19 protein-coding genes and 4 pseudogenes are annotated in these 23,192 nt (G+C 36.2%); 16 read left to right on the top strand and 7 right to left on the bottom strand.

Going from position 1 to position 23,192, the window contains the following annotated elements:
- Genes ABWU45_RS03705 through ABWU45_RS03695 form a run of 3 tightly spaced genes read right to left on the bottom strand, consistent with a single transcriptional unit; the run spans nucleotide 1 to nucleotide 2,421 of the window.
- The gene (locus ABWU45_RS03705; RefSeq protein WP_353278695.1) at nucleotides 1–930 is read right to left on the bottom strand and encodes a group II intron maturase-specific domain-containing protein; all 930 of its coding nucleotides are present in this window, start codon (nucleotides 928–930) and stop codon (nucleotides 1–3) included.
- A 53-nt stretch (nucleotides 931–983) separates the two neighbouring features.
- A complete protein-coding gene (gene ltrA / locus ABWU45_RS03700) occupies nucleotides 984–2,228 on the bottom strand; it encodes a group II intron reverse transcriptase/maturase (RefSeq protein ID WP_007302363.1) in 1,245 nt (414 codons plus the stop codon).
- 52 nt (nucleotides 2,229–2,280) lie between these two features.
- Nucleotides 2,281–2,421, bottom strand: a complete 141-nt coding sequence (locus ABWU45_RS03695; protein ID WP_019078704.1) for a hypothetical protein — start codon at nucleotides 2,419–2,421, stop codon at nucleotides 2,281–2,283.
- Nucleotides 2,422–2,593: 172 nt separating this feature from the next.
- Between ABWU45_RS03695 and ABWU45_RS03690 the strand changes: the two genes are divergently transcribed.
- From ABWU45_RS03690 to ABWU45_RS03675, 4 genes are all read left to right on the top strand, one after another.
- Nucleotides 2,594–3,286, top strand: coding sequence for a reverse transcriptase/maturase family protein (locus ABWU45_RS03690; protein WP_353279020.1), 693 nt, complete (start codon nucleotides 2,594–2,596; stop codon nucleotides 3,284–3,286).
- Between the two features lie 318 nt (nucleotides 3,287–3,604).
- Nucleotides 3,605–3,745, top strand: a complete 141-nt coding sequence (locus ABWU45_RS03685) for a hypothetical protein (protein WP_019078704.1) — start codon at nucleotides 3,605–3,607, stop codon at nucleotides 3,743–3,745.
- 52 nt (nucleotides 3,746–3,797) lie between these two features.
- Nucleotides 3,798–5,042 carry a group II intron reverse transcriptase/maturase gene (ltrA, locus tag ABWU45_RS03680; protein WP_007302363.1) on the top strand — a complete coding sequence of 415 codons (1,245 nt, stop codon included), beginning with the start codon at nucleotides 3,798–3,800 and terminating at the stop codon, nucleotides 5,040–5,042.
- Between the two features lie 53 nt (nucleotides 5,043–5,095).
- The gene (locus ABWU45_RS03675; RefSeq protein ID WP_353278695.1) at nucleotides 5,096–6,025 is read left to right on the top strand and encodes a group II intron maturase-specific domain-containing protein; all 930 of its coding nucleotides are present in this window, start codon (nucleotides 5,096–5,098) and stop codon (nucleotides 6,023–6,025) included.
- A gap of 6 nt (nucleotides 6,026–6,031) precedes the next feature.
- Here the strand turns inward: ABWU45_RS03675 and ABWU45_RS03670 are convergent, their stop codons facing one another.
- Nucleotides 6,032–6,562 carry a phospholipase D family protein gene (locus tag ABWU45_RS03670; RefSeq protein WP_353279071.1) on the bottom strand — a complete coding sequence of 177 codons (531 nt, stop codon included), beginning with the start codon at nucleotides 6,560–6,562 and terminating at the stop codon, nucleotides 6,032–6,034.
- On the opposite strand from ABWU45_RS03670, the pseudogene ABWU45_RS03665 reads away from it, so the two are divergent.
- Nucleotides 6,561–6,971: pseudogene (locus ABWU45_RS03665) on the top strand (patatin-like phospholipase family protein); the annotation flags it as partial. The gene ABWU45_RS03670 and the pseudogene ABWU45_RS03665 sit on opposite strands and share 2 nt — an antisense overlap.
- 21 nt (nucleotides 6,972–6,992) lie before the next feature.
- Here ABWU45_RS03665 and tnpC read toward each other — a convergent pair.
- Nucleotides 6,993–8,345 carry an IS66 family transposase gene (tnpC, locus tag ABWU45_RS03660; RefSeq protein ID WP_353279066.1) on the bottom strand — a complete coding sequence of 451 codons (1,353 nt, stop codon included), beginning with the start codon at nucleotides 8,343–8,345 and terminating at the stop codon, nucleotides 6,993–6,995.
- 474 nt (nucleotides 8,346–8,819) lie between these two features.
- Between tnpC and ABWU45_RS03655 the strand changes: the two genes are divergently transcribed.
- Nucleotides 8,820–10,238 (top strand): AAA family ATPase, encoded by a 1,419-nt coding sequence (locus tag ABWU45_RS03655; protein WP_353279019.1) that lies wholly within the window; start codon nucleotides 8,820–8,822, stop codon nucleotides 10,236–10,238.
- Between the two features lie 719 nt (nucleotides 10,239–10,957).
- Here ABWU45_RS03655 and ABWU45_RS03650 read toward each other — a convergent pair.
- On the bottom strand, nucleotides 10,958–11,944 hold the full coding sequence (locus ABWU45_RS03650) for a hypothetical protein (protein WP_353279018.1): 987 nt from the start codon (nucleotides 11,942–11,944) through the stop codon (nucleotides 10,958–10,960).
- Complete coding sequence (locus ABWU45_RS03645) at nucleotides 11,910–13,142, bottom strand: hypothetical protein (RefSeq protein WP_353278251.1); 1,233 nt, start codon at nucleotides 13,140–13,142, stop codon at nucleotides 11,910–11,912. Before ABWU45_RS03645 ends, ABWU45_RS03650 begins: the two co-directional genes overlap by 35 nt.
- Nucleotides 13,143–13,359: 217 nt before the next feature.
- Between ABWU45_RS03645 and ABWU45_RS03640 the strand changes: the two genes are divergently transcribed.
- The 10 genes and pseudogenes from ABWU45_RS03640 to ABWU45_RS03595 all read left to right on the top strand — a co-directional run bounded on the left by ABWU45_RS03640 (nucleotide 13,360) and on the right by ABWU45_RS03595 (nucleotide 23,169).
- Nucleotides 13,360–13,818 (top strand): Holliday junction resolvase, encoded by a 459-nt coding sequence (locus ABWU45_RS03640; RefSeq protein ID WP_353278250.1) that lies wholly within the window; start codon nucleotides 13,360–13,362, stop codon nucleotides 13,816–13,818.
- A gap of 102 nt (nucleotides 13,819–13,920) precedes the next feature.
- Nucleotides 13,921–15,132: a DNA modification methylase gene (locus ABWU45_RS03635; protein WP_353279017.1), complete on the top strand. Its 1,212-nt coding sequence runs from the start codon at nucleotides 13,921–13,923 to the stop codon at nucleotides 15,130–15,132.
- A 29-nt stretch (nucleotides 15,133–15,161) separates the two neighbouring features.
- Entirely contained in the window at nucleotides 15,162–15,644 is a 483-nt protein-coding gene (locus ABWU45_RS03630) for a hypothetical protein (protein WP_353279016.1), read from the top strand.
- Nucleotide 15,645: 1 nt separating this feature from the next.
- A pseudogene (locus ABWU45_RS03625) lies at nucleotides 15,646–17,116 on the top strand (ankyrin repeat domain-containing protein).
- Nucleotides 17,113–18,960 (top strand): annotated as a pseudogene (locus ABWU45_RS03620) (phage terminase large subunit family protein). The pseudogenes ABWU45_RS03625 and ABWU45_RS03620 overlap by 4 nt, the downstream one beginning before the upstream one ends.
- Nucleotides 18,939–19,163, top strand: coding sequence for a gpW family head-tail joining protein (locus tag ABWU45_RS03615; RefSeq protein ID WP_353279015.1), 225 nt, complete (start codon nucleotides 18,939–18,941; stop codon nucleotides 19,161–19,163). Before ABWU45_RS03620 ends, ABWU45_RS03615 begins: the two are co-directional and overlap by 22 nt.
- Nucleotides 19,164–19,189: 26 nt before the next feature.
- Nucleotides 19,190–20,221 carry a YhcG family protein gene (locus ABWU45_RS03610; RefSeq protein ID WP_353279014.1) on the top strand — a complete coding sequence of 344 codons (1,032 nt, stop codon included), beginning with the start codon at nucleotides 19,190–19,192 and terminating at the stop codon, nucleotides 20,219–20,221.
- Nucleotides 20,221–21,619 (top strand): annotated as a pseudogene (locus tag ABWU45_RS03605) (phage portal protein). The gene ABWU45_RS03610 and the pseudogene ABWU45_RS03605 overlap by 1 nt, the downstream one beginning before the upstream one ends.
- The gene (locus ABWU45_RS03600; RefSeq protein ID WP_353279070.1) at nucleotides 21,619–22,653 is read left to right on the top strand and encodes a S49 family peptidase; all 1,035 of its coding nucleotides are present in this window, start codon (nucleotides 21,619–21,621) and stop codon (nucleotides 22,651–22,653) included. Before ABWU45_RS03605 ends, ABWU45_RS03600 begins: the two are co-directional and overlap by 1 nt.
- 141 nt (nucleotides 22,654–22,794) lie before the next feature.
- Entirely contained in the window at nucleotides 22,795–23,169 is a 375-nt protein-coding gene (locus ABWU45_RS03595) for a head decoration protein (RefSeq protein WP_353278498.1), read from the top strand.
- Nucleotides 23,170–23,192 lie beyond the last annotated feature (23 nt).

The following is a 23,192-nucleotide window of genomic DNA, read 5'->3' as shown; positions in this document are numbered from 1 at the left end:
TCACCTCTCCCCACTCGACTTCAAAACCGGACTTGATAGTTTCCCATCATCCGGCTTCTCTCTAATTTGGCGCTTTTCATGCATACTCCCATGTAATTCGTCGTGACAATGCCCATGCAACAAGGATAAATTTTTGCTCATATTATTACGTCTATTCCGGTCTTTATGGTGTATCTCTAGGATATCATCATTTTTGAACCAAAGTTGACATTGATCACATTTACCTTGTTGCAACTTCATTAATTTTATTACTCGTGGTGATTTTCCTGGAACTTTACTTAAGCGATTTGCCCAATATAACCAATCTCCGTCATATAAAGATCTAGATCCTTTCACTTTGATATGCCTTCTTATGGCATGATCTACGTGCCTAACAAGCAGTAAATTGTTATTCGTCATAAATCTCCAATTATCGTTATCTTTCTTTCGAAAGTATTTTCTCTTAATCCAATGCTTCCCTTTGTTACAGTGTCTAAAGACTGCCCATTTCCAAAGCTTTCCATGCATATCATGATCTAAAGAACTAAATACTTTATGTGACACTACCGAAGAGTAATACTGACTCCATCCTCTAATAACTGGATTAAGGTTTTTAATTACTGCTTCTTGAGGTGCTGCACGCATTTCTTTAAGTTTTTGCTTAATGATTTTAGCATGTTGTTTTATAGAGAGGCGACTTGGTTTAATTAATAATTTATAACCTTTCTTACTTTGTTTTGTTAAGTATTGTCGTATTGTGAACCCAAGAAAATCAAAACCTGGTATTTGTCCTCCATAAGTTTTTAACGTATGAGATATTTTTGTCTTTGATGGCTTTAACTCTAATCCAATGGTATTTAACCATCTTTCCGTTAGATTTTTTGCCTTAAAAACAATTTCCTCATTTTCATGGAGAATCACACGGAGAGTAGACCGGCGGAGCTTCCCCACCAGTCTCTCGCAGAACTGCACGGAAACCTCTCGACTTATACAGCTCCCATTATTTAGCCTTTTGATCCTAACCCAAGTGTCCAATGATAGAAAATACTTGGAGACCTCTTTCTCACTTTTCCTAGAAATTGCTTTGCTAGTCTTCCGTGATCACGAAGTTTCTTATATTTTGTCCTGACCCATCTTATGAGGTATCTCTCTATATTTCTGAGAGATGGATACATCTCTGATTTATAAAACCTGCCATAGTACTGAAACCAGCCTCTGACTATTGGATCTATTTTCTTCGATATTTCCTCTAGTGTGGTCCATGTAATCCGATGTATTCTCCATGACTTTATGGTTTTCTTGATCTTCTTCTTGGCTTTGTTACTAATTGCAGGTAGAAATGAGATGAAATAATTCCTCATCTTATTCTTTGCTACTCTAGGTCTAAAAGTATAACCTAGAAAATCAAAGCTTTGTTTAGGAAATTGTTCTTTTCTATCATCATCCTTACTGTACACAATCTGTGTCTTTTCAGGATGTAACTTCAATTTACACTTAGCCAATCTTTCTTCAATCATTACTTTCATAAATCCTGCCTGTCTTTTAGTTCTGCAGTGCACTATCGCATCATCTACATATCTTTCAAATGGTACTGTTGGATAATTTTGTTTCATCCACATATCAAACGCATGGTGCATAAATATGCTTGAAATGATTGGGCTTATTGAACCTCCTTGCGGAACTCCTTTATCCCTTGTTACCCTACTGCCATCTGCTTGCTGAATGGGGGCTTTCATCCACCTCTCAACATACAGTATGACCCATTTGCAGTCTGTGTGTTTCTTGATAGCCTGCAGTGCTAAATCGTGGTCCAGATTGTCGAAAAATCCAGATATATCAAGATCTACCGTCCAATCATTTTTCCAACATCTCTTCCGTGCTGTGTATACCGCATCCAGCGCAGACTTATTTGGTCTATAACCATATGAATCTTCGTGAAATTTCGGTTCTACTAACGGCTCAAGATACATTGTAGCTGCTGTTTGCGCTATTCTGTCGAATACTGAAGGCACACATAAAATTCTTTGCCCTCCTGTATCTTTTGGTATCGCAACAGCTTTTACCGGCTCTGGAAAATAACTTCCGGATGACATCCGATTCCATAATTTGTATAGATTATCCTTTAGATTTTCTTCAAACTTTGTTATCGAGACCTCATCTACACCTGCTGCACCTTTATTTTTCGATACTTGTTTATAAGCTCTCCAAATAAGTTGCTTCGGTATATCAAAAGACTTTGTTTTATTCATTAACTCCTCCCTTTCGGTTGATAAATAATTAAAACTAAATAACTTAGCCCCTTCACTCCATTTCCATTACAGAAACTTCTTCGCTACTACGAGCTAATCCGCCCCTGTTTTTCGCATCGGTACTCTCATCCTCAGAGATCAGCTCTTTGGACTTCTCCCTTTTCATCGAAACGACAGGTTCCCGTAGTTCCATGCAATAGCCTAAAATAGATTCACGCCACTTTTATGCCGGACGCCACCTACCCAGTAAACAAGCTCCCAGTAGATTCATCCCAGGTTAACGACTACCCCCTGGTTTTGACGTCGTCTCTACGCTTTCGACACTTCATCAGTGGTTCACTTGCGTTCGTCTCTCTATTTCATACATGACACATAATTGTGCCTTTTCCATAACGCTCACTACCTTAGCTCTTTACCAAAGCAGCTTATGGCTGTTTGAAGCCTGCTCTTGCAAACCGGCTCCGAGGGGCCCTCCCTCATCTACTGCACAGCTTCAACACTTTCCGTGTTTCTACGGCGCACTGTCATCGGAGTATCGCCCGCTTGGTATTCCTACAATATCAGATCGAGCAAAACAAACACTTGTAAAAATGGTGATAGAACCGGAGTGGGAAGCAAAATTTGAGCCAAACACATATGGTTTTAGGTCTGGTAGGTCGTGTCATGATGCCATTGAAGCTATATTCATAGCACTAAAACAGAAAACAGCATTTTTACTGGATGCAGATATTTCAGGGTGCTTTGATAACATCAACCATAATGCATTACAAAAAAAGCTTAACACCACACCAACATTAACTAAAGTTATAAAAAGGTGGCTAAAAGCAGGAGTTATGGAAGGTAAAGCGTTTAGACCCACAAAGAGTGGTACAGTACAAGGCGGAACTATTTCACCTTTGTTAGCAAGTATAGCTCTACATGGGTTAGAATATTACCTAAAAATGGCATTGAGAAAGGAACTATTTGATTATCAAAAGAAAAAATATGGTAAAGCTTCACATAAACATGCTGGTCAATCACTAAGTGTGATTACTTATGCAGATGATTGTGCGCCGTAGAAACACGGAAAGTGTTGAAGCTGTGCAGTAGATGAGGGAGGGCCCCTCGGAGCCGGTTTGCAAGAGCAGGCTTCAAACAGCCATAAGCTGCTTTGGTAAAGAGCTAAGGTAGTGAGCGTTATGGAAAAGGCACAATTATGTGTCATGTATGAAATAGAGAGACGAACGCAAGTGAACCACTGATGAAGTGTCGAAAGCGTAGAGACGACGTCAAAACCAGGGGGTAGTCGTTAACCTGGGATGAATCTACTGGGAGCTTGTTTACTGGGTAGGTGGCGTCCGGCATAAAAGTGGCGTGAATCTATTTTAGGCTATTGCATGGAACTACGGGAACCTGTCGTTTCGATGAAAAGGGAGAAGTCCAAAGAGCTGATCTCTGAGGATGAGAGTACCGATGCGAAAAACAGGGGCGGATTAGCTCGTAGTAGCGAAGAAGTTTCTGTAATGGAAATGGAGTGAAGGGGCTAAGTTATTTAGTTTTAATTATTTATCAACCGAAAGGGAGGAGTTAATGAATAAAACAAAGTCTTTTGATATACCGAAGCAACTTATTTGGAGAGCTTATAAACAAGTATCGAAAAATAAAGGTGCAGCAGGTGTAGATGAGGTCTCGATAACAAAGTTTGAAGAAAATCTAAAGGATAATCTATACAAATTATGGAATCGGATGTCATCCGGAAGTTATTTTCCAGAGCCGGTAAAAGCTGTTGCGATACCAAAAGATACAGGAGGGCAAAGAATTTTATGTGTGCCTTCAGTATTCGACAGAATAGCGCAAACAGCAGCTACAATGTATCTTGAGCCGTTAGTAGAACCGAAATTTCACGAAGATTCATATGGTTATAGACCAAATAAGTCTGCGCTGGATGCGGTATACACAGCACGGAAGAGATGTTGGAAAAATGATTGGACGGTAGATCTTGATATATCTGGATTTTTCGACAATCTGGACCACGATTTAGCACTGCAGGCTATCAAGAAACACACAGACTGCAAATGGGTCATACTGTATGTTGAGAGGTGGATGAAAGCCCCCATTCAGCAAGCAGATGGCAGTAGGGTAACAAGGGATAAAGGAGTTCCGCAAGGAGGTTCAATAAGCCCAATCATTTCAAGCATATTTATGCACCATGCGTTTGATATGTGGATGAAACAAAATTATCCAACAGTACCATTTGAAAGATATGTAGATGATGCGATAGTGCACTGCAGAACTAAAAGACAGGCAGGATTTATGAAAGTAATGATTGAAGAAAGATTGGCTAAGTGTAAATTGAAGTTACATCCTGAAAAGACACAGATTGTGTACAGTAAGGATGATGATAGAAAAGAACAATTTCCTAAACAAAGCTTTGATTTTCTAGGTTATACTTTTAGACCTAGAGTAGCAAAGAATAAGATGAGGAATTATTTCATCTCATTTCTACCTGCAATTAGTAACAAAGCCAAGAAGAAGATCAAGAAAACCATAAAGTCATGGAGAATACATCGGATTACATGGACCACACTAGAGGAAATATCGAAGAAAATAGATCCAATAGTCAGAGGCTGGTTTCAGTACTATGGCAGGTTTTATAAATCAGAGATGTATCCATCTCTCAGAAATATAGAGAGATACCTCATAAGATGGGTCAGGACAAAATATAAGAAACTTCGTGATCACGGAAGACTAGCAAAGCAATTTCTAGGAAAAGTGAGAAAGAGGTCTCCAAGTATTTTCTATCATTGGACACTTGGGTTAGGATCAAAAGGCTAAATAATGGGAGCTGTATAAGTCGAGAGGTTTCCGTGCAGTTCTGCGAGAGACTGGTGGGGAAGCTCCGCCGGTCTACTCTCCGTGTGATTCTCCATGAAAATGAGGAAATTGTTTTTAAGGCAAAAAATCTAACGGAAAGATGGTTAAATACCATTGGATTAGAGTTAAAGCCATCAAAGACAAAAATATCTCATACGTTAAAAACTTATGGAGGACAAATACCAGGTTTTGATTTTCTTGGGTTCACAATACGACAATACTTAACAAAACAAAGTAAGAAAGGTTATAAATTATTAATTAAACCAAGTCGCCTCTCTATAAAACAACATGCTAAAATCATTAAGCAAAAACTTAAAGAAATGCGTGCAGCACCTCAAGAAGCAGTAATTAAAAACCTTAATCCAGTTATTAGAGGATGGAGTCAGTATTACTCTTCGGTAGTGTCACATAAAGTATTTAGTTCTTTAGATCATGATATGCATGGAAAGCTTTGGAAATGGGCAGTCTTTAGACACTGTAACAAAGGGAAGCATTGGATTAAGAGAAAATACTTTCGAAAGAAAGATAACGATAATTGGAGATTTATGACGAATAACAATTTACTGCTTGTTAGGCACGTAGATCATGCCATAAGAAGGCATATCAAAGTGAAAGGATCTAGATCTTTATATGACGGAGATTGGTTATATTGGGCAAATCGCTTAAGTAAAGTTCCAGGAAAATCACCACGAGTAATAAAATTAATGAAGTTGCAACAAGGTAAATGTGATCAATGTCAACTTTGGTTCAAAAATGATGATATCCTAGAGATACACCATAAAGACCGGAATAGACGTAATAATATGAGCAAAAATTTATCCTTGTTGCATGGGCATTGTCACGACGAATTACATGGGAGTATGCATGAAAAGCGCCAAATTAGAGAGAAGCCGGATGATGGGAAACTATCAAGTCCGGTTTTGAAGTCGAGTGGGGAGAGGTGACTTTCCTCACTTAGATAACAACTTAAAGTCTGGTGTATAATGCTTAGACTGCGATTGGCGATTTTTCCAATTTTTGACGTATTGTTCAACTAGTGGAGAATCTCCTGTTATGATCAGTAGGTTTTCAGCATTTCTTTGCTGAGCGGCATCTGAAAAGTTAAATGATCCGGTTATGATTTTTTGCTCATCAATAATAATTACCTTGCTATGAGCAATAGCGGGTTTAAAGTCAATCCATATCGGGATTTTGTGCTCAAATAATTCGTTAATCACACTATGTTTTGAACTAGTTTGTGATTCATCTAGAATAACCTTAATATCAACTCCACGCTTTTTAGCTTGAACCAAGGATTCAGCAATAGGCTTTGAGGTAAATTGGTATGCCTGAACCAACACGGATTTTTTAGCATGACCCACGGAATCAATTATTAGGTTGGTGCAATTTTCTCCAGGCGTGAAGCAGACTGTGGCTTTTGGGCAGGAAACACATCCCGATAAAAGCGAACAAGTTAATAAAATCAATAAATACCTAACCATGGCAAAATACATCCTTTCAGTTGACGGCGGAGGCATAAGAGGCATCATACCAGCCATAATATTAGCAGAAATAGAAAAAAGAACAAGAAGAACTATAGCTGAAATCTTTCACTTAATGGCAGGAACCTCAACCGGTGGAATTGTTATAGCAGGATTATGTAAAAAAGATAAACAAGGAAATCCCCAATATTCAGCTAGTGATTTAGTCGAGCTTTACCAAAAATACGGGTCATATATTTTTAAATCTTCATTTTTGAGAAGATCAATATTTTCTTGGCTTAATTGCGCACAATACCCACATAAAAATATTGAATTTGTACTGGATAAATATTTTGGCGATGATATCCTTAAAAACACTTTAAGTAATGTGTTGATTACGAGTTACGATATTCACAATAACTGCCCATTTGTATCCGTTCAGAGGTGTGGCTTAAGAGACAATAGATAGAAGGTTTTGAAATGGATTTAACTTTTTTTGCCTCCAAGTGAGATACAACGAAATTATCCGCTCAAGGAATCTATTCCCTCGCTCTGACTGTGCAAAATATGAATTCTTACGATAGACAACATAATGCCGTATTTGTCGCTCAACATGATTATTCGTTAATGGAATATTCTCTGGATCATCCAAAAATGTCCACATCATTGGCTCGGATTTTATAATACCCTTTACCGTTCGTGAAGCTCCTTTTGCTTCAAGTATATAAGATATTTTTATCATGCAGTACTGCATAAATCTTCGTAACTCTTTAGCTTGCTTAGTGAACTTTGAAATACTAATTTCATTTTCTGACAAAGCGTTTTTTAATGTAAATAATCCATTAGCTGCATCTTTTAAACAATGGCCAAGTCTCATTACTTCACTATTCCAGCTATGAGATAACCTCTCGAAATTTCTCAATAAGTGAGCCCAACAAATTTGTCGTTTTTCATCACTGAAGTGGTTGTAAACTCCATATCTGTCGGTAATTACCCGATTTTTGTAATCACAAAATGCACTATTCTTTAAAAACTTCATTCCTCTTGTATCTGCTAACTTCATAAGACTTGCTTTATTGTTGGCAAACATCCAGCACCATTCCAATTTACCTTTGTTATAGTGACTGGTTTCATCAATATGCAAAATTTCGCTTGCTTTCATTTCTTCCTCTATTTGTTCATAGGCTTCTTTACATTTTGACGAGACCCTTGCTTCGCTATTGGACACACTACCAACACTTATACTCATGTTAAAGATGTCTTTCATGATATTCGCTATTTCTCGCTTTGAATTCTTATAAAACCCACTTAGTGATGCAACTACTGACTTAACTCTAGGACCAAAGGTATCAGGTGTAACTCCTTCTGGTAATTTGCTACTCCTTCTTTTTCCGCATTTACGACAGCGCCCATGTTCTAGTTGGTATTCCACTACGTAAGGCTTAATTTTTGGGAGATCAACATTCTGGTGAATATAGGGTTTGTTGCATACTGCAATTTCTCCACCACATTCACAAGTATCATGTAATCTTACTCTAATTACTTCATCTGCTTCCATTTTTATCCGATAATTTCCTTTATGACCAACTTGACCCCCTATCTTCCTGCCACCCTCTGACTTATCTTCTGGTGTGTCTTTTTTTATTTTGTACAGCTCTTTTGAACTTGGTAAAGATGAATTCCTTGAGTTCAAGCCAAGTCTCTCTCTTAGTTCAGCATTCTCTATTTCTAAGATTTTATTTTTTTCTTCAAGCTTTGCTACTTTTTGCTCTAAGTTTTTACATAACTCTACAATACTGATCAACAATTGAAGCATCTAGCCTTACCTTACTATCAACATTTTCTGTTATTATTACTTTGATATGTTATGTCAATTCTTTTTTATCCTTACCATACCTCTGAACGGATACCAAATAAAAGGCATCTTTAGTAAACTTACTAGTAAGTTTAACACATTTTTTACACTTTGCAAAGAAAATTTTTCAAAAAAGATTGAACAACTTATGGTGAGTATAAGGGGTTATGGAGACTATTATGGGAATACAACAACTTTTATCGCAAACCTCTGAGCAATTAATTGCAAAACTCTCAGTAATGAAATTAGCAAATTGTAGAGGTAGCTCAAGGAAAAAAGTTTGAAGTTACTGCCATAGAAGAAGAAACAGAAGCTCGTAAAACTTGATTGCCCCTTAAAATGGAGACAAAGATCTAAATTTATTTATTTACGTCTCCAATTTTATCTAGTATAACGGAGACAAAGATTTATATTTCGTATTTTATGTCTCCATCATTTATTGGTAGGCAAACTGAGTTAAAACAACTACTGGAGCTTACAGAAAAAAATACTGCATCTTTTGTAGTAGTCAAAGGAAGGCGTCGTATAGGAAAAAGTCGTTTAATTCAAGAGTTTGGTAAGTATTTTGAACAATATTACTCCTTTATAGGTTTGCCACCAGAAAAGCATACTACAATGTCCTACCAACTTAATGAATTTTCTAGACAAGTTGCTAGACAATTTAATACATCTTTTGCTAGGTATGATGACTGGAGCGATTTACTATGGGCAGTTGGTGAACGTCTGCTATCAGGAAAAACATTATTGCTGTTTGATGAAATTTCTTGGATGGGCTCAAAAGATCCAACGTTTTTAGGAAAAATAAAGAATTTTTGGGATACGCAGCTAAAAAATAATAACAAGCTAATTTTCGTTGTTTGTGGATCAGCTTCATCATGGATCGAGAAAAATATACTTAGTAGTACTGGTTTCGTAGGGAGAATATCGTTAACTTTAACACTCGGAGAATTATCACTTTCTGATTGCAATGAATTTTGGCCGAAAAATATTTCAGCATATGAAAAATTTAAGGTGCTTGCAGTAACTGGCGGAATTCCAAAGTATTTAGAAGAGGTAAATTTTAAGCATAGCGCTGAAGAAAATATTAAAAGGCTTTGTTTTACAAAAGGTGGGTTTTTAGTTGAAGAATTTAATCAAATATTCTCAGATTTATTCATGCGAAAAACGGCTTTTTATAAGCAAATAGTCAGAGCTCTTTCTACTGGAGCTAAAGAACAAGAAGAAATTTGTGCTACTTTAAATATCGTAAGACATGGACGCATTTCTGAGTATCTACATGAGCTTGAGCTTGCTGGTTTTATTGCAAAAGATCATACTTGTAATATAAAAACTGGTACTGATTCACGACTCAGGAGGTACAGACTTCAAGATAATTATTTAAGGTTTTATCTAAAATATATTGAAAAAGATCTAGGAAAAATTAGTCGTGACACCTATTCTATAGGGTTCTTACCAGAGTGGTATACAATTATTGGGCTTCAATTTGAAAATTTGGTGCTGAACAATAGAAAGAGTATACATAATATCTTAGGAATTGATGGAATAATAAGTGAGAATCCATTTTTTCAGAAGAGAACGCGTAATAGTGCAGGTTGTCAAATTGATTATATGATTCAAACGAAGTTTAACACTCTCTACATTTGCGAAATCAAATTTTCAAAAGATAAAATTGGTCATTCAATAATACAAGAGGTACAAAAGAAAATAGATGCACTAAATCGTCCAAAAGGCTTTTCATGTCGTCCAGTCCTTATCCACGTTAATGATGTAAGTGATGATGTTATAGATAGTGATTACTTTTCACACATAATTGATTTTGGAAAATTATTAAATTGTAAGTAATGGTTTTTCTGACTTAAAAAATAGTAGTTTCTACAGTTATTCTTAAGTTTATAGAGTTTGCTAACATTAGTATCTTTGGCTTTAAAAGAAGGGGATGGAGCCAAAACAATCTCTCTACTACAACACAATTCTTTAAGATGTTTTAAAGGGCTATTATAGCGTTATCTAGATAGGGGATTAGTGTTTTTATCAAAAGCTCGTGTAATCTCCTCTCAACTCAAATAAGCAGTTATTTCCAAAATGGAAACAACTCAAATAGCAAAGAAGCTGCTGTAAAAGATATAGCTGGTTTTCAAAGCTCTTTAATTCCTTAGCTGTCTTAAAATTATTTTAACTTTTTTTGAGAAAATCCCGGAAAAAGTAGTAAGAAATCCGGTATATATTAGTATAGGGTCATTGAGTGTAGATGTGCTTCAAACACAAAAGCCGGCAAACGAACAGAGTAGAAAAGATTGAAGAAAGCAAAAGAAACGAGATAGGTTTTTGGTGAGTTACGTAATTGAGAATTTATATTTTTTTAAATAAGACAAAAACTGTATTTTAAAGCTAGATGTGACTTTAGGGTAAAAAATATACTACTTTTACTTCTCGTCAACACAGTTAACGAACTACCACAGTAAAAGGGTTGATACGGTAACCATAATCTCTACGCGATGATCCAGGCCAACCAACTGTTTGAATCACATCATTACGTTCGATGTTTAGTCCTAACTTTTTGGCTAATGTAGTTTTATTGTTCTTTGAATTGTGTTTATTGGTTTTCTAATGTAATGTTCTGGATCTGCTTCTGGATCGAGATTTAGGCGTTTTTCTATTTCAGTTATGCTAAGCAACATGTGTTTTTCAGGAGGTAATTCTTTTTTACAATCATGCAAAAATTGTTCAAATAATATGCGAAAAACCTTCATACATGCTACAGCTTTCTTATTTAGAATCTCTATATTGTTTACGTAAAGTGAGCCCTCTATCAATTGCAACTTTAGTAATTCCTTCTCTTTAGGAGGTTCAATTAGATTAAGTGCAGTATGTAAGATTTGCATTGAAGTATTTGGTATGAACTCTAGTACTCCTCTTTGTGCTGCTTCTTGGAATACTTCAATTAAAGTCTTATGCTGAAAGAAAAGGTCAACCATTTTTACTATGGGCAAATCAAGAGGTATGTTTGATGGATTTTTTCTCAGTATTACTAATACGGTTGGATTGACTCTTAGCCTATCTATGGTTAAGAATGTTGGATTGGTGCAAAAATCAAGAACAATGAGATTTACAAATTGACCTTGGTCACCAACATGATAAACTCCTCTTTCCACCTTTTGCCACATGAAATGCGTATTACTTAGCTGACCTTCAAACCAATGCATGATTTTCTCTGGGTTTAAATATACAGATAAGCGATGAAATCTTTGCTTCTTGTAGGTATTAGGTAAAATATCACGGTTGCAGTTTTCACAAATTATATTATCGCATGCTTCGTTAAAGTCCTCATCAATGAAAATCTCATTGTTACAGTATGGATCAACTATATTTGGCCAATCTAATTTATCTTGTCTACGAGAGCAGATAATGTAAGACCTCTCTTGCATCTTAATTAATTCAAGATCTGACAAATACCTTGCTGCTTCGATGTAATTTTGATTTGGATTAATCCAAGAGCTGCCAGAATTAAGAAGATCAGAGATTTGCTCTTGGCAAGATTGTAAGACCATAAAATTGTTTTATGTATGCTTTAAAATCCTCTCTTTCCCTTTTATTCAGAGGATGTTCAGAGTAGTAAATTGCTATATACTCATCACTTCGCTTGAAAAATAAGCCTATCTTTTTGCCTTGAAATATTACTTTAATCGATTCTATAAATGGCACTATGTCTCCTACAAATGGCTTTAAAACATGCAATTCCGGTGCAATAGGATCATATGGAGCAACAGTCAAAGTGATATTAGTATAGCTGTAATTGAAACGATTTGACTGAAACTTTAACTCAAAAACACGAATATTTGAATCAGATTCATTAATACAAGTTTCTATAAATTTATGCACCTGTTCCGCGAAATTTTTATCCTGCACATCTACAAAAATACATTCGCAACCAAAGTAACAACTTGCAATGCTATTTGCTATTTCTATAGCTTGATCAATATTTCTAGCACCAAGATCTACCTGAGTGCCATTTAGTAGAAAATCCAAAATCATCCACTCTGCCTTATGGCCATGAATGACTTTGTTTGAATTTAACAATAAATCTATATCGCTAGCTTTGCGTATTAACACATATAAACGATTCTGATGATAGAAGAAACCTTGTAGTTGATTCTCGAAACTGTCATTTCTCTTAATGTTATCTTCTTTCAGTATTTGTTGTATGATTTCCTCTGAGATAAAGTCCTTAAATGGAGTACTTGGTCGTCTTGGTATTTTTTGTAAGGCAAAAGACATGAAACTCTTTCTTTGTATTTTTTCAAAGTGATAGACAGACTTTAAAAGATTGTAATCTGCATGAAACAGTAGAAACAGCAAAGACTTCTTGTCATATTTATTATTATTTTTTACAAGGTAGGATTTCATGAGTTCTGTAGTTAATGCAGATCTTGCAATTTCACTGACAGTAACTTCTAGTTTTGCACGGTCAAAACAGGTAATCAAGTAGTAAGTAACGAGAGAATCGGAATAATTAGCAATCACTTTACGTTTGTATTGTACAGATGTATTATCGCAACTTTCATCATCAAAGAGTTGAGCATTTAATTTATCTTTAAAGGAGTTTTGAAAAATAATATTTAATTGCTTACCAGAAAGTGAATCTATCCAAGACTGACGTATTTTTGTATTGTGAAAACGATCAAGCAAATGGTTAACAGGTACTTCTAAATCATCTTCCCAAAATTTACGATTTGGATAAATGTTCATAAGAAACTAACCACACCATAATAGCATAATAGACTATTTAAATAGTTAAGATAGAAATCTGAAAGTCTTGACCAATAATTATGCAAGGGCTGTTTACTGATTTTTAACCAAGTTTTTTCTAAAAAGTTTGCTTAAGAAGAAGATTTTTTGGACAAAAATTTTTCAAATCCTGAATATATATTATATAGCACTCTAGCGAAACAAATTCTGAATATAAATGTCAATCCTAACACTAGACCTCGGCAAGCAAACGGGCTGGGCAATTTTAACAGGTGGAGTAATTGAAAGTGGAAGCGAAAGTTTTCATGGTAGTCGTTTCAGTGGAGGCGGCATGCATTTTTTGAGTTTTCGCAATTGGCTTAATTCCTTGAAGCATAAGTTCACTGCAGTGTATTTTGAGGAAGTAAGAAGACATCTAGGAACTGATGCAGCGCATTGCTATGGCGGTTTTTTCGCAGTTCTGTCTGCTTGGTGTGAAGAGAACAATATTCCCTACCAAGGTGTTAATGTTAAAACTATAAAACGCTTTATAGCAGATGCAAGTAAGAGTGAAGTTATTGAAGCTGTAAAGGAAAAAGGTTTTTTGCCTAAAGATGATAATGAATCTGATGCTTTAGCATTAATGTTTTACGCTATGAATCTTGGTAAAGATTTTAACATATCAAAAATACCATAAAAGTGGGTCCTTTCGGCCATAATGGCGGGTTTAGTGGGTCAGACCTCAGGCCTTTTCTAGTGTTAGACATATTTTGAATATTAACTTTTTAATTATTAAGATATGAATTTAGCAATCCACTACTATCCTGTTGAAAATCTAGTCGAATATGAGCGTAATCCACGTAAGAATGATGACGTAGTAAATAGAATGTGTGCTTCAATCAGGGAATTCGGCTTTCGTATTCCAATAGTTGCAAAAAGCGATGGAACTGTGGTTGATGGTTATTTAAGACTTAAAGCAGCAAGAAAACTTGGTATGGAGAGTATTCCAGTAGTCCTCAGTGATAATTTAAATGAACCACAAACCAAAGCTTTTCGGTTACTGGCCAATCAATCAGCCAATTGGGCAAAGTGGGATGATGATCTTTTGAGAGTGGAAATTCAAGAGCTAGAAGATTTGCAGTTTGACTTAAAAATGACAGGATTTGAATTAGAAAAAGTTCAACGGTTTCTCGATGATTTTGACGGTGAAAAAGAAAATCTTTCTGACTTAGTTGTTGATGACAAAAAGGTAGAAATAACAAAACCAGGTGATCTTTGGATTTTAGGTGATCATCGAATCTATTGTGGTGATAGCTCTGTAGTTGAATCATATAAAGCGCTGTTAGATGATAAAATGGCAGACATTACTGTTTGTGATCCTCCATATAACGTTGATTATGGTGGTAGCCAAGATAAAAAAATATTAAACGATAATCAAGGTGAAAAGTACGAACTTTTTCTCTACGATATCTGTTCCCACATTTTAGCATATACGAAAGGTGCAATTTACATCTGCATATCATCATCAGAGTTTTCAACGTTGCAAAAAGCATTTGAGGAAGCGGGAGGAAAATGGTCAACATTTATCATTTGGGCAAAGAATCATTTTACACTAGGCAGGTCTGATTATCAGAGACAATATGAAGCAATGCTCTACGGTTGGAAAAATGGCAATAAACGTGAGTGGCATGGTGGTAGAAATCAAAGTGACCTGTGGTTTTATGATAAGCCAACGCACAATACACTACATCCAACAATGAAGCCAGTAGAGCTAATGGAGAGAGCGATAGTAAACAGCAGCAGATCAGGAGACATAGTTCTTGATCCATTTAGCGGCTCTGGAAGTACACTGATTGCATGTGAGAGAACAGGAAGAATTTGTAGGACAATAGAGCTAGATTCAAAATTTGTAGATGTAACCATAAAACGTTGGCAAATATATACCGGAAGAGATGCCCTTTTAGCCAGTACTGGTAAAACTTTTGCAGAAATTCAAGAAGAAAATTCGTAAAAAGGAGCAATAAAGAGAGGAGGAAAAGAGTGGAAAAAATCACGCAGACGGAATGGGCAAAAGAACTAGGAGTTTTAAAGCAATATGTCTGTTATTTAGTAAAAAAAGGAATAGTTGAGCTGGAGGATGGACTCATTGACCGAGAACAAGCAAACAGGGCTATAGAAACAATCAGAGATCCAAGTCAACCACTGAGAAGAAAAAACTATTCAGAAAGCGGAGAAAAACTTTCCACGATGTTGCTAAAAACTAGAATAAAAAATGAAATGGAACGTGGTAAACTGCTTGAGGCGAAAGCTAAGGCTGAGATAGGAGAACTTATAGCAGTAGAGGAAGTAAGAAATGAAGCATTTAACGTAGCAAGAGTTGTCCGTAATAATTTGCTTAATATTCCAAATAGAGTTTCAGCACTGCTTGCATCGCTAAGTGACACTGAAAAGATTCATAAGACGCTCACTGAAGAGATTACAAACTCATTACAAGAATTATCTAATACTAAATTTCAAATATAAAATGGCTAATAACTTAAGTTTAGAGTTAATAAAGTGTCTAACCTGGATTAGATGTTAATGTTAGAGGATTAAATGGAAAGACACCACTACATTGTGCTATAGAATTTGATGAATTAAGCATGGTAGATCTGCTACTCACAAAAAAGAATATCAATCCTTTTGTTGAGGACAATGAAGGCAAAACCTCCTTAGATTATGCCAAAGAAGGTAAAAAAGCAGAAATATTACAAGCGCTAATTAATAACAAATACGGATCAGAACAAGATAACTTACTTCATTTAGCTGCAATGATAGGTGAAGTTAATGCAGTTAGATATTTGATAGGAAAAGGTGTTGACGTTAATGTACGAAATGCTCTGCATCATACTCCATTACATCTAGCAGCAGGAATAGGACATGCAGAAGTTGTAAAGATTTTGATAAGAGAAGGAAACGCTGAAATAGATGTCTTTGATGTACGAAATCAGACACCGATGCACTATGCAGTTAACAACAAAAAATTGGAGATAGTAAAGTTATTACTGGAGCTAGGAGCAGATGTAAATAGCGCACGTGTAGGACAAAACTCGATGAAATTATCACCTGTTCATATAGCTGTAAATAATACTAATTACGATGAAAGAGATTTGTGTCTTGATATTCTCAAATGCTTAATAAAGGAGCCTAATGCTCAAGTAAATTTGCAAGACTACGAAAATAAAACGCCACTACATTACGCTGAAAGACTTAAAACAATAGAAGTTTTACTAACGCGAGAAGATATAGACCCTCTGGTAAAAGACGATAGCGGCAAGACACCATTTGATTACGCTAAACCTGAGATAAAGAAGGCTTTGGTGAGTAATAAATACGGTTCTGAAAAGAATAGTCTACTCCATTTAGCTGCACAAAGAGGAGAAATTGAGATTGTAGATGCAATTTTAAAAGAAGAAATCAATATTGATATTGTAAATAATAAAGGTCTATCACCAATTTATCTTGCTGCAGAAAAAAGGCATTTACATGTAGTAAAGTTATTGCTGAAAAAAGGAGCAAACTATACACCTGTTTTGCACTTAGCAATCAAGTCAAATAATTTAGAATTGCTAAAAACTTTATTTAAAGAAAAGAGCATCAAATTACCAGACGAGATAGGCAAGTCTGTACCAGTTTATTATAGGTGTATAGAACATAGAGATGCAAAAGTAAGAAAATACACCAATGTGATCTGTGTTTTTACCTCAGTAAGTGCAGTAGCAATAGCGGTATGTATAGGGTTAACAGCAACAACAATAAGCAGTGCAATCATTTTTGCAACAATAACAGGGATATTTGCGCTTATTATAGCACTAATGATAAGTGAGATGAGCAAAAGATATATAGAAAACGAATTTCAGAAAAAGATGTTTATGGAATTGGAGGAGTGTGGAGGAATAAACTCTACTGTTAACAATATTGAGATAGAACCAATTATGAGTAGATGCAGACAATGATATACGCTAGAGCTTTTTCTGAAGGTTTAAGACCAGATCCAGAGCTTAAAGTATCAGAGTGGGCGAATGAGTATCGAGTTTTAGCGCCAACTGCAGCATCAGAGCCAGGAAAGTGGAGAACAGAAAGAACTCCTTATTTAAAAGAAATCATGGATTCACTTTCTCCGTCCTCACCAGCAGAAAAAGTAGTATTCATGAAAGGAGCGCAGATTGGAGGAACAGAAGCTGGTAACAATTGGATAGGCTATATTATAGATCAGACTCCTGGTCCAATGTTAGTTGTGCAGCCAACAGTTGAAATGGGAAAGCGTTGGTCAAAAGGAAGATTTGCGCCGTTAATAGAGAGTACGCCATGTTTAAAGAGTAAAGTAAAAGACCCAAGGTCAAGAGACTCAGGCAATACTGTACAAAGTAAGGAATTTCCAGGTGGAATAGTAGTAATAACTGGAGCAAACAGCAGTGTAGGACTGAGGTCTATGCCAGTAAAATATCTCTTTCTTGATGAAATAGACGCCTATCCAGGAGATTCAGGTGGTGAAGGAGATCCAGTTTTACTCAGCATAGCCCGTACTAATACATTTGCACGGCGAAAGATTTTTTTAGTATCAACACCAACGATTCATGGAATAAGCAGAATTGAGAAAGAATTTGAAGCAACAGATAAGCAGTACTTTTTTGTACCATGTCCGTATTGTAATTACTATCAAGTTCTAAAATGGTCACAAATAAAATGGGAAGATAAAAATCCAAGTACAGCACACTATATATGTATAGAATGTGGTGAAAAGATAGAAAATCATTAAAAGACAGAGATGCTTGAACGTGGAGAATGGAGAGCTACAAATCCAATGAAAGGTGAGAAAAAAGGATTTCATCTTTCAAGTCTTTATAGCCCAGTTGGGTGGTATAGTTGGCAACAAGCAGTAGAGGATTTTCTGCATGCAAAGGAAAGTGAACAATTACTGAAAGTTTGGATAAATACTACGCTTGGAGAAACTTGGGTAGATAAAGGAGAAGTGCCAGATTGGAAGCAATTATTTAACAGGAGAGAATTTTTTCCCGTAGGCACAGTACCTAGGAGAGAAGTGGTGCTTACAGCAGGAGTAGATGTACAAAAAGATCGCTTAGAAGTAGAAGTTGTAGCATGGGGAAAAGGCAGAGAAAATTGGTCAATAGATTACCGAGTATTTGAAGGTGATACTGGAAGAGGAGAAGTATGGGGAAAGCTTTCGGAGCTCCTCAATCATCATTTTATCGGTGAAAATGGGCTTGAGTATATGATAAGTATGATGGCGGTTGATGCAGGGTATGCAACGCAAGAAGTATACAACTGGGTAAGAGGTCATCAAGGATCTGGAAGAGTAATGGCAGTCAAAGGTGTAAATAAAGCACTAGTACCACTTAGCAGCCCAAGTAGAGTAGATATAACAGTTGGTGGTCAAAAGCTGAAAAGAGGAATAAAGCTCTGGCCAGTAGGAGTATCGATATTAAAGTCAGAGCTTTTTCAGCTACTTAATGTTTTAAAAAACGGGGAAAAAGAAAAAGTGCCAGCAGGATATTGTCATTTTCCTGAGTATGCACCTGAATATTTTAAGCAGCTAACGGCAGAGCAATTAGTCAGCAAGGTAGTAAAGGGATATACCAAACAAGAGTGGCAAAAGGTAAGAGAAAGAAATGAAGTATTAGACTGTAGGATTTATGCAAGAGCAGCATCGATAGCACTGGGAATAGATAGATGGCCAGAGAGTAAATGGAATAGTTTAAGTGAAAAACCAGAAAGTAAAAAATCAAAGAAAATAGTGAAAAGCAAATGGATCAGTAAATGTATAACGAAGATTATCTAATTCAAGTTGAACAAGCAATAAAGAAGCTTCAGAGTGGCGAAAGAGTGGTATCAATTGCATATGGTGACCATGTTGTGCGGTACGGGGAAGTTCAAATAAAGGATTTATTGGAGCTCAGGCAACGAATAAAAGCGGGGTTAAAAGTTGCAGGCATGAAGCCAAAGAGGAAAATTGTTTTTTCAACGAGTAAGGGGATCGTATAATGATAAAAATCGTTGAAAGGAACTCTATGACAAAAATTATAGCAAAAGAATATACAGAATTTTTAGAGCAGCTGAAAGAGCAGATTGCTACTAGTCGTTATAAAGCAGCACTGGCAGTAAATAGCAAGCTTATTGTGCTTTACCACCATATTGGTACAGAGATCTTAAAGCGTCAAAAAGAACATGGCTGGGGTGCAAAGATCATCGATCAACTCAGTCGTGATTTAAGAGATGCTTTTCCTGATATGAAGGGATTTAGCATTCAAAATCTAAAATATATGAGGAGATTTGCGGAAGAATATAGCGAAAATGAAATTCGTCAACAAGCTGTTGACCAATTACCTTGGGGACACAATATTGTAATAATGTACGAAGTTAAAAATAAAGAAGAAAGATTTTGGTATATTAAAAAATCATGTGAATGCGGATGGTCTCGGAACATCTTATCCATGCAAATTGAAACAAACTTGTATAAACGCGAAGGAAAAGCAATCACAAATTTTGGTGATAAGCTTCCGTCACCTCAATCAGATTTAGCGCAGCAAACACTGAAAAATCCTTATGTATTTGATTTTTTGAGTCTTGGTAAGAAAGCTCATGAACGGGAGGTAGAAAAAGCTCTTGTAGCTCACACAGAACGTTTTCTTTTAGAGCTTGGTGAAGGGTTTGCATTTTTAGGAAGGCAGTACCATTTAAGGGTTGGAGACAGAGATTTCTATTTGGACTTGCTCTTTTATCATATTAAGCTTCGCTGCTATATTGTAATTGAGTTAAAGGCAGGTAAATTTAGGCCAGAGTATACTGGAAAGATGAATTTTTATCTTTCAGCAGTTGACGATTTATTAAGACAATCAGGTGATAATCCATCAATTGGTCTTATTCTCTACCGCTCTAAAGTTGGTGTTATAGCCGAGTACGCATTACGTGATATAAATAAACCGATAGGCCTTGCTGAATATCGAATAACTGAAAACCTACCAGAAGAGATAAAAACAGCGCTACCAACAATAGAAGAGCTAGAGGCTGAATTATTGAAAATTTCAGATAAGGAAAAGTAATGCTATTAAAATCGTTCAAACAACTATTTAGTAAGCCAAAAATCAAAAGTTCAGCGTGGGATGGAGCAGGCTCAGGAAGAAGATTTTTTCACTTTCAACCAGAGTTAGGAAGTATAAACAATTTGCTGTCTCAAAACCTTGAAACTTTACGTAGCCGCTCTCGTGACATGGTGAGAAAAAATCCATATGCAGCAAATATCATTGATACTATAGTAAGTAACTCTATTGGAACAGGAATAAAACCACAATCAAAAGCAAGAGATGGAGAATTTCGAAAGAAGGTGCAAGAATTATGGCTAAAATGGACAGATGAAGCAGATAGCTGTGGAATAAGTGATTTTTATGGATTACAAGCTCTAGTATGCAGAAGTATGATAGAGGGAGGAGAATGTTTTGTACGTCTGCGGATCCGAAAACCTGAAGATGGTCTGTGTGTACCTCTGCAATTACAAGTACTTGAATCTGAACATTTAGATAATAAAACAAATCAAACTTTAGCAAATGGTAACATAATCCGTAATGGCATTGAGTTTTGGGCAAAGAGAGGCATATTACTTATTTAGAGAACATCCAGGAGAAAGCTCGTTTGGTGAATCAGTGAGAGTGCCAGCAAATGATGTTTTACATATCTATAGACCATTAAGACCTGGGCAAATTAGAGGAGAGCCATGGCTTTCTAATATACTGCTAAAGCTTTATGAGCTTGATCAATATGATGATGCAGAGCTGGTGAGAAAGAAAACTGCAGCAATGTTTGCTGGATTTATTACGAGACTCGATCCTGAAGCAAATATTTTAGGAGAAGGTGAAAGTAATGAGCAAGGAGTAGCACTGTCTGGATTGGAACCTGGAACAATGCAGCTTTTAGACCCAGGAGAAGACATAAAATTTTCAGAGCCGTCAGATGTTGGAGGAAGTTATGAAGCGTTTATAAGACAGCAACTCAGGGCAATAGCGATTGGTACAGGGATAACATATGAGCAGCTAACAGGAGATTTAACCGGCGTTAATTATTCATCAATCAGAGCAGGATTAATAGAGTTTCGTCGTCGATGCGCTATGCTGCAACATAACATTGTGGTATTCCAATTTTGCAGACCAGTATGGAATAGATGGCTAGAGTTAGCAGTACTTTGTGGAGAACTCTGTATAGATGAAAAAGTAGTAAAAGCAGCGAAAGAAGAAGTAAAATGGATACCACAGGGATTTGATTGGGTGGATCCACTGAAAGACCAGCAAGCACAGCAAATGGCAGTAAGGAATGGATTTAAGAGTCGATCGGAAGTAGTATCAGAAATGGGTTACGATGTTGAAGAAATTGACCAAGAAATAGCAGAAGATCAAAAGCGTGCAAATAGTCTCAACTTAATATTTGACTCTGATTGTAAAGGATTATGATGCTCTTAGGAAAACCATTAATGCTTGAACCAAGGAGTTTTGAGCTATTGTCATTAAACAATCAAAAACATCCCACGTTTAAAAACATAAAGCACTCCATCAAAAGTAACGTAGAAAGAACTGCAATTATACCAATTCATGGAATTTTAACTAAAAAACCGGGTGCGTTTGATGAAATGCTCGGGATGACATCATATGAGCAAATAGAAGTACAAGTAAAGCAAGCATTAGAAGATAGTAGTATAGAGACTATTTTACTGGACATAGATAGTCCCGGAGGAGAGGTAAACGGTATTTTCGACTTAGCTGATTTTATCTACAGTGCAAGAGCAAAAAAGAGAATTGTGGCAATAACAAACGATGATGCGTACTCTGCTGCATATGCTATAGCTTCTAGCGCTGAAAAGGTATATGTGAGTAGAACTTCAGGAGTAGGAAGTATTGGAGTAATAGCAAGTCACATAGATCAAAGTGGGTTTGATGAAAAGCAAGGTATTAAGTACACCACAATCTTTGCTGGTAGTCGAAAGAATGATTTAAACCCACATGAGCCAATGACGTCTGAAAGTCTGGAAAGCTTACAAAAAGAAGTAGACCGACTATATGAAATGTTTGTGCAGCTAATAGCACGTAATCGAAACCTTTCTATAGAAGCAATCAAATCAACGGAAGCAGGGCTATATTTTGGCGAGAAAGCAGTAGAAATAGGTCTAGCAGATGGAGTTACAACATTTTTTGAATTTATCAATAATCATAAAAGTAGGAGTGTTAGTATGACAACTAATGAGTTAACTGAGGAAGGCTACGAGAACTGTCGTAGAGAAATTTTAGAGATAATAAGATTATGTAATGTATCAAAGATGCCAGAGAAAATAGGAGAATTTATTGAGCAAGGCGTAAGTGTTGAGCAAGCAAGGGAGGTTTTAATGGAATTACTTGCAGAGAGAACAAAGAAGACAGAGATTTTAAATACAATACCACAGAATTCTCCGGAAGATTTGATGATGCAGGTAGCGAAAAGTCGGTGCATTTAAATTTTATAACCGCCGTATATAGTGCTCTGTGGTAAACAAGTGTTCAAAATGCCCCATAATGGCTAATTATAAGGTAATAACCGCGGTGTATAGCAATTGTAAACGCGGCGGTAAAAAAATAAAAAAAGGAGAGAAAAAGGTATGACAAGTATAACTGAACAAAATAACCTTGGTGACCTATTAAAGTATGAAGCATCAAGTCTATATTCAAGAGACCAAATAACAGTAGCTAAAGGTCAAAATATTAAACTTGGTGCAGTAGTTGCCAAAAAGACAGAAGATGGTTTTATTAGAGTACTTAATCCCATTGGAACAGATGGCACACAAACAGCAATAGGTGTAATAACAAGTGATGTAAACGCAACGGAAAACACCAAAGCAGTAATCATTACTCGTATAGCAATGCTAGCAGATCATGCAGTTGTATGGCCAGCAAATATCACTGAAGAACAGAAAGCTGAAGCAATAAAGCAACTTGAAGCACGAGATCCGCAAGGGAGCTTAAAAAACTATTAAAAACACAAAAGGGGGAAAATAAA

Origin of the sequence: Wolbachia endosymbiont (group B) of Longitarsus flavicornis (assembly GCF_964028135.1) — a bacterium.
Lineage (GTDB): Bacteria > Pseudomonadota > Alphaproteobacteria > Rickettsiales > Anaplasmataceae > Wolbachia.
Note: the sequence above shows the minus strand (reverse complement) of the source record. Positions and strands in the feature narration are given on the sequence as shown.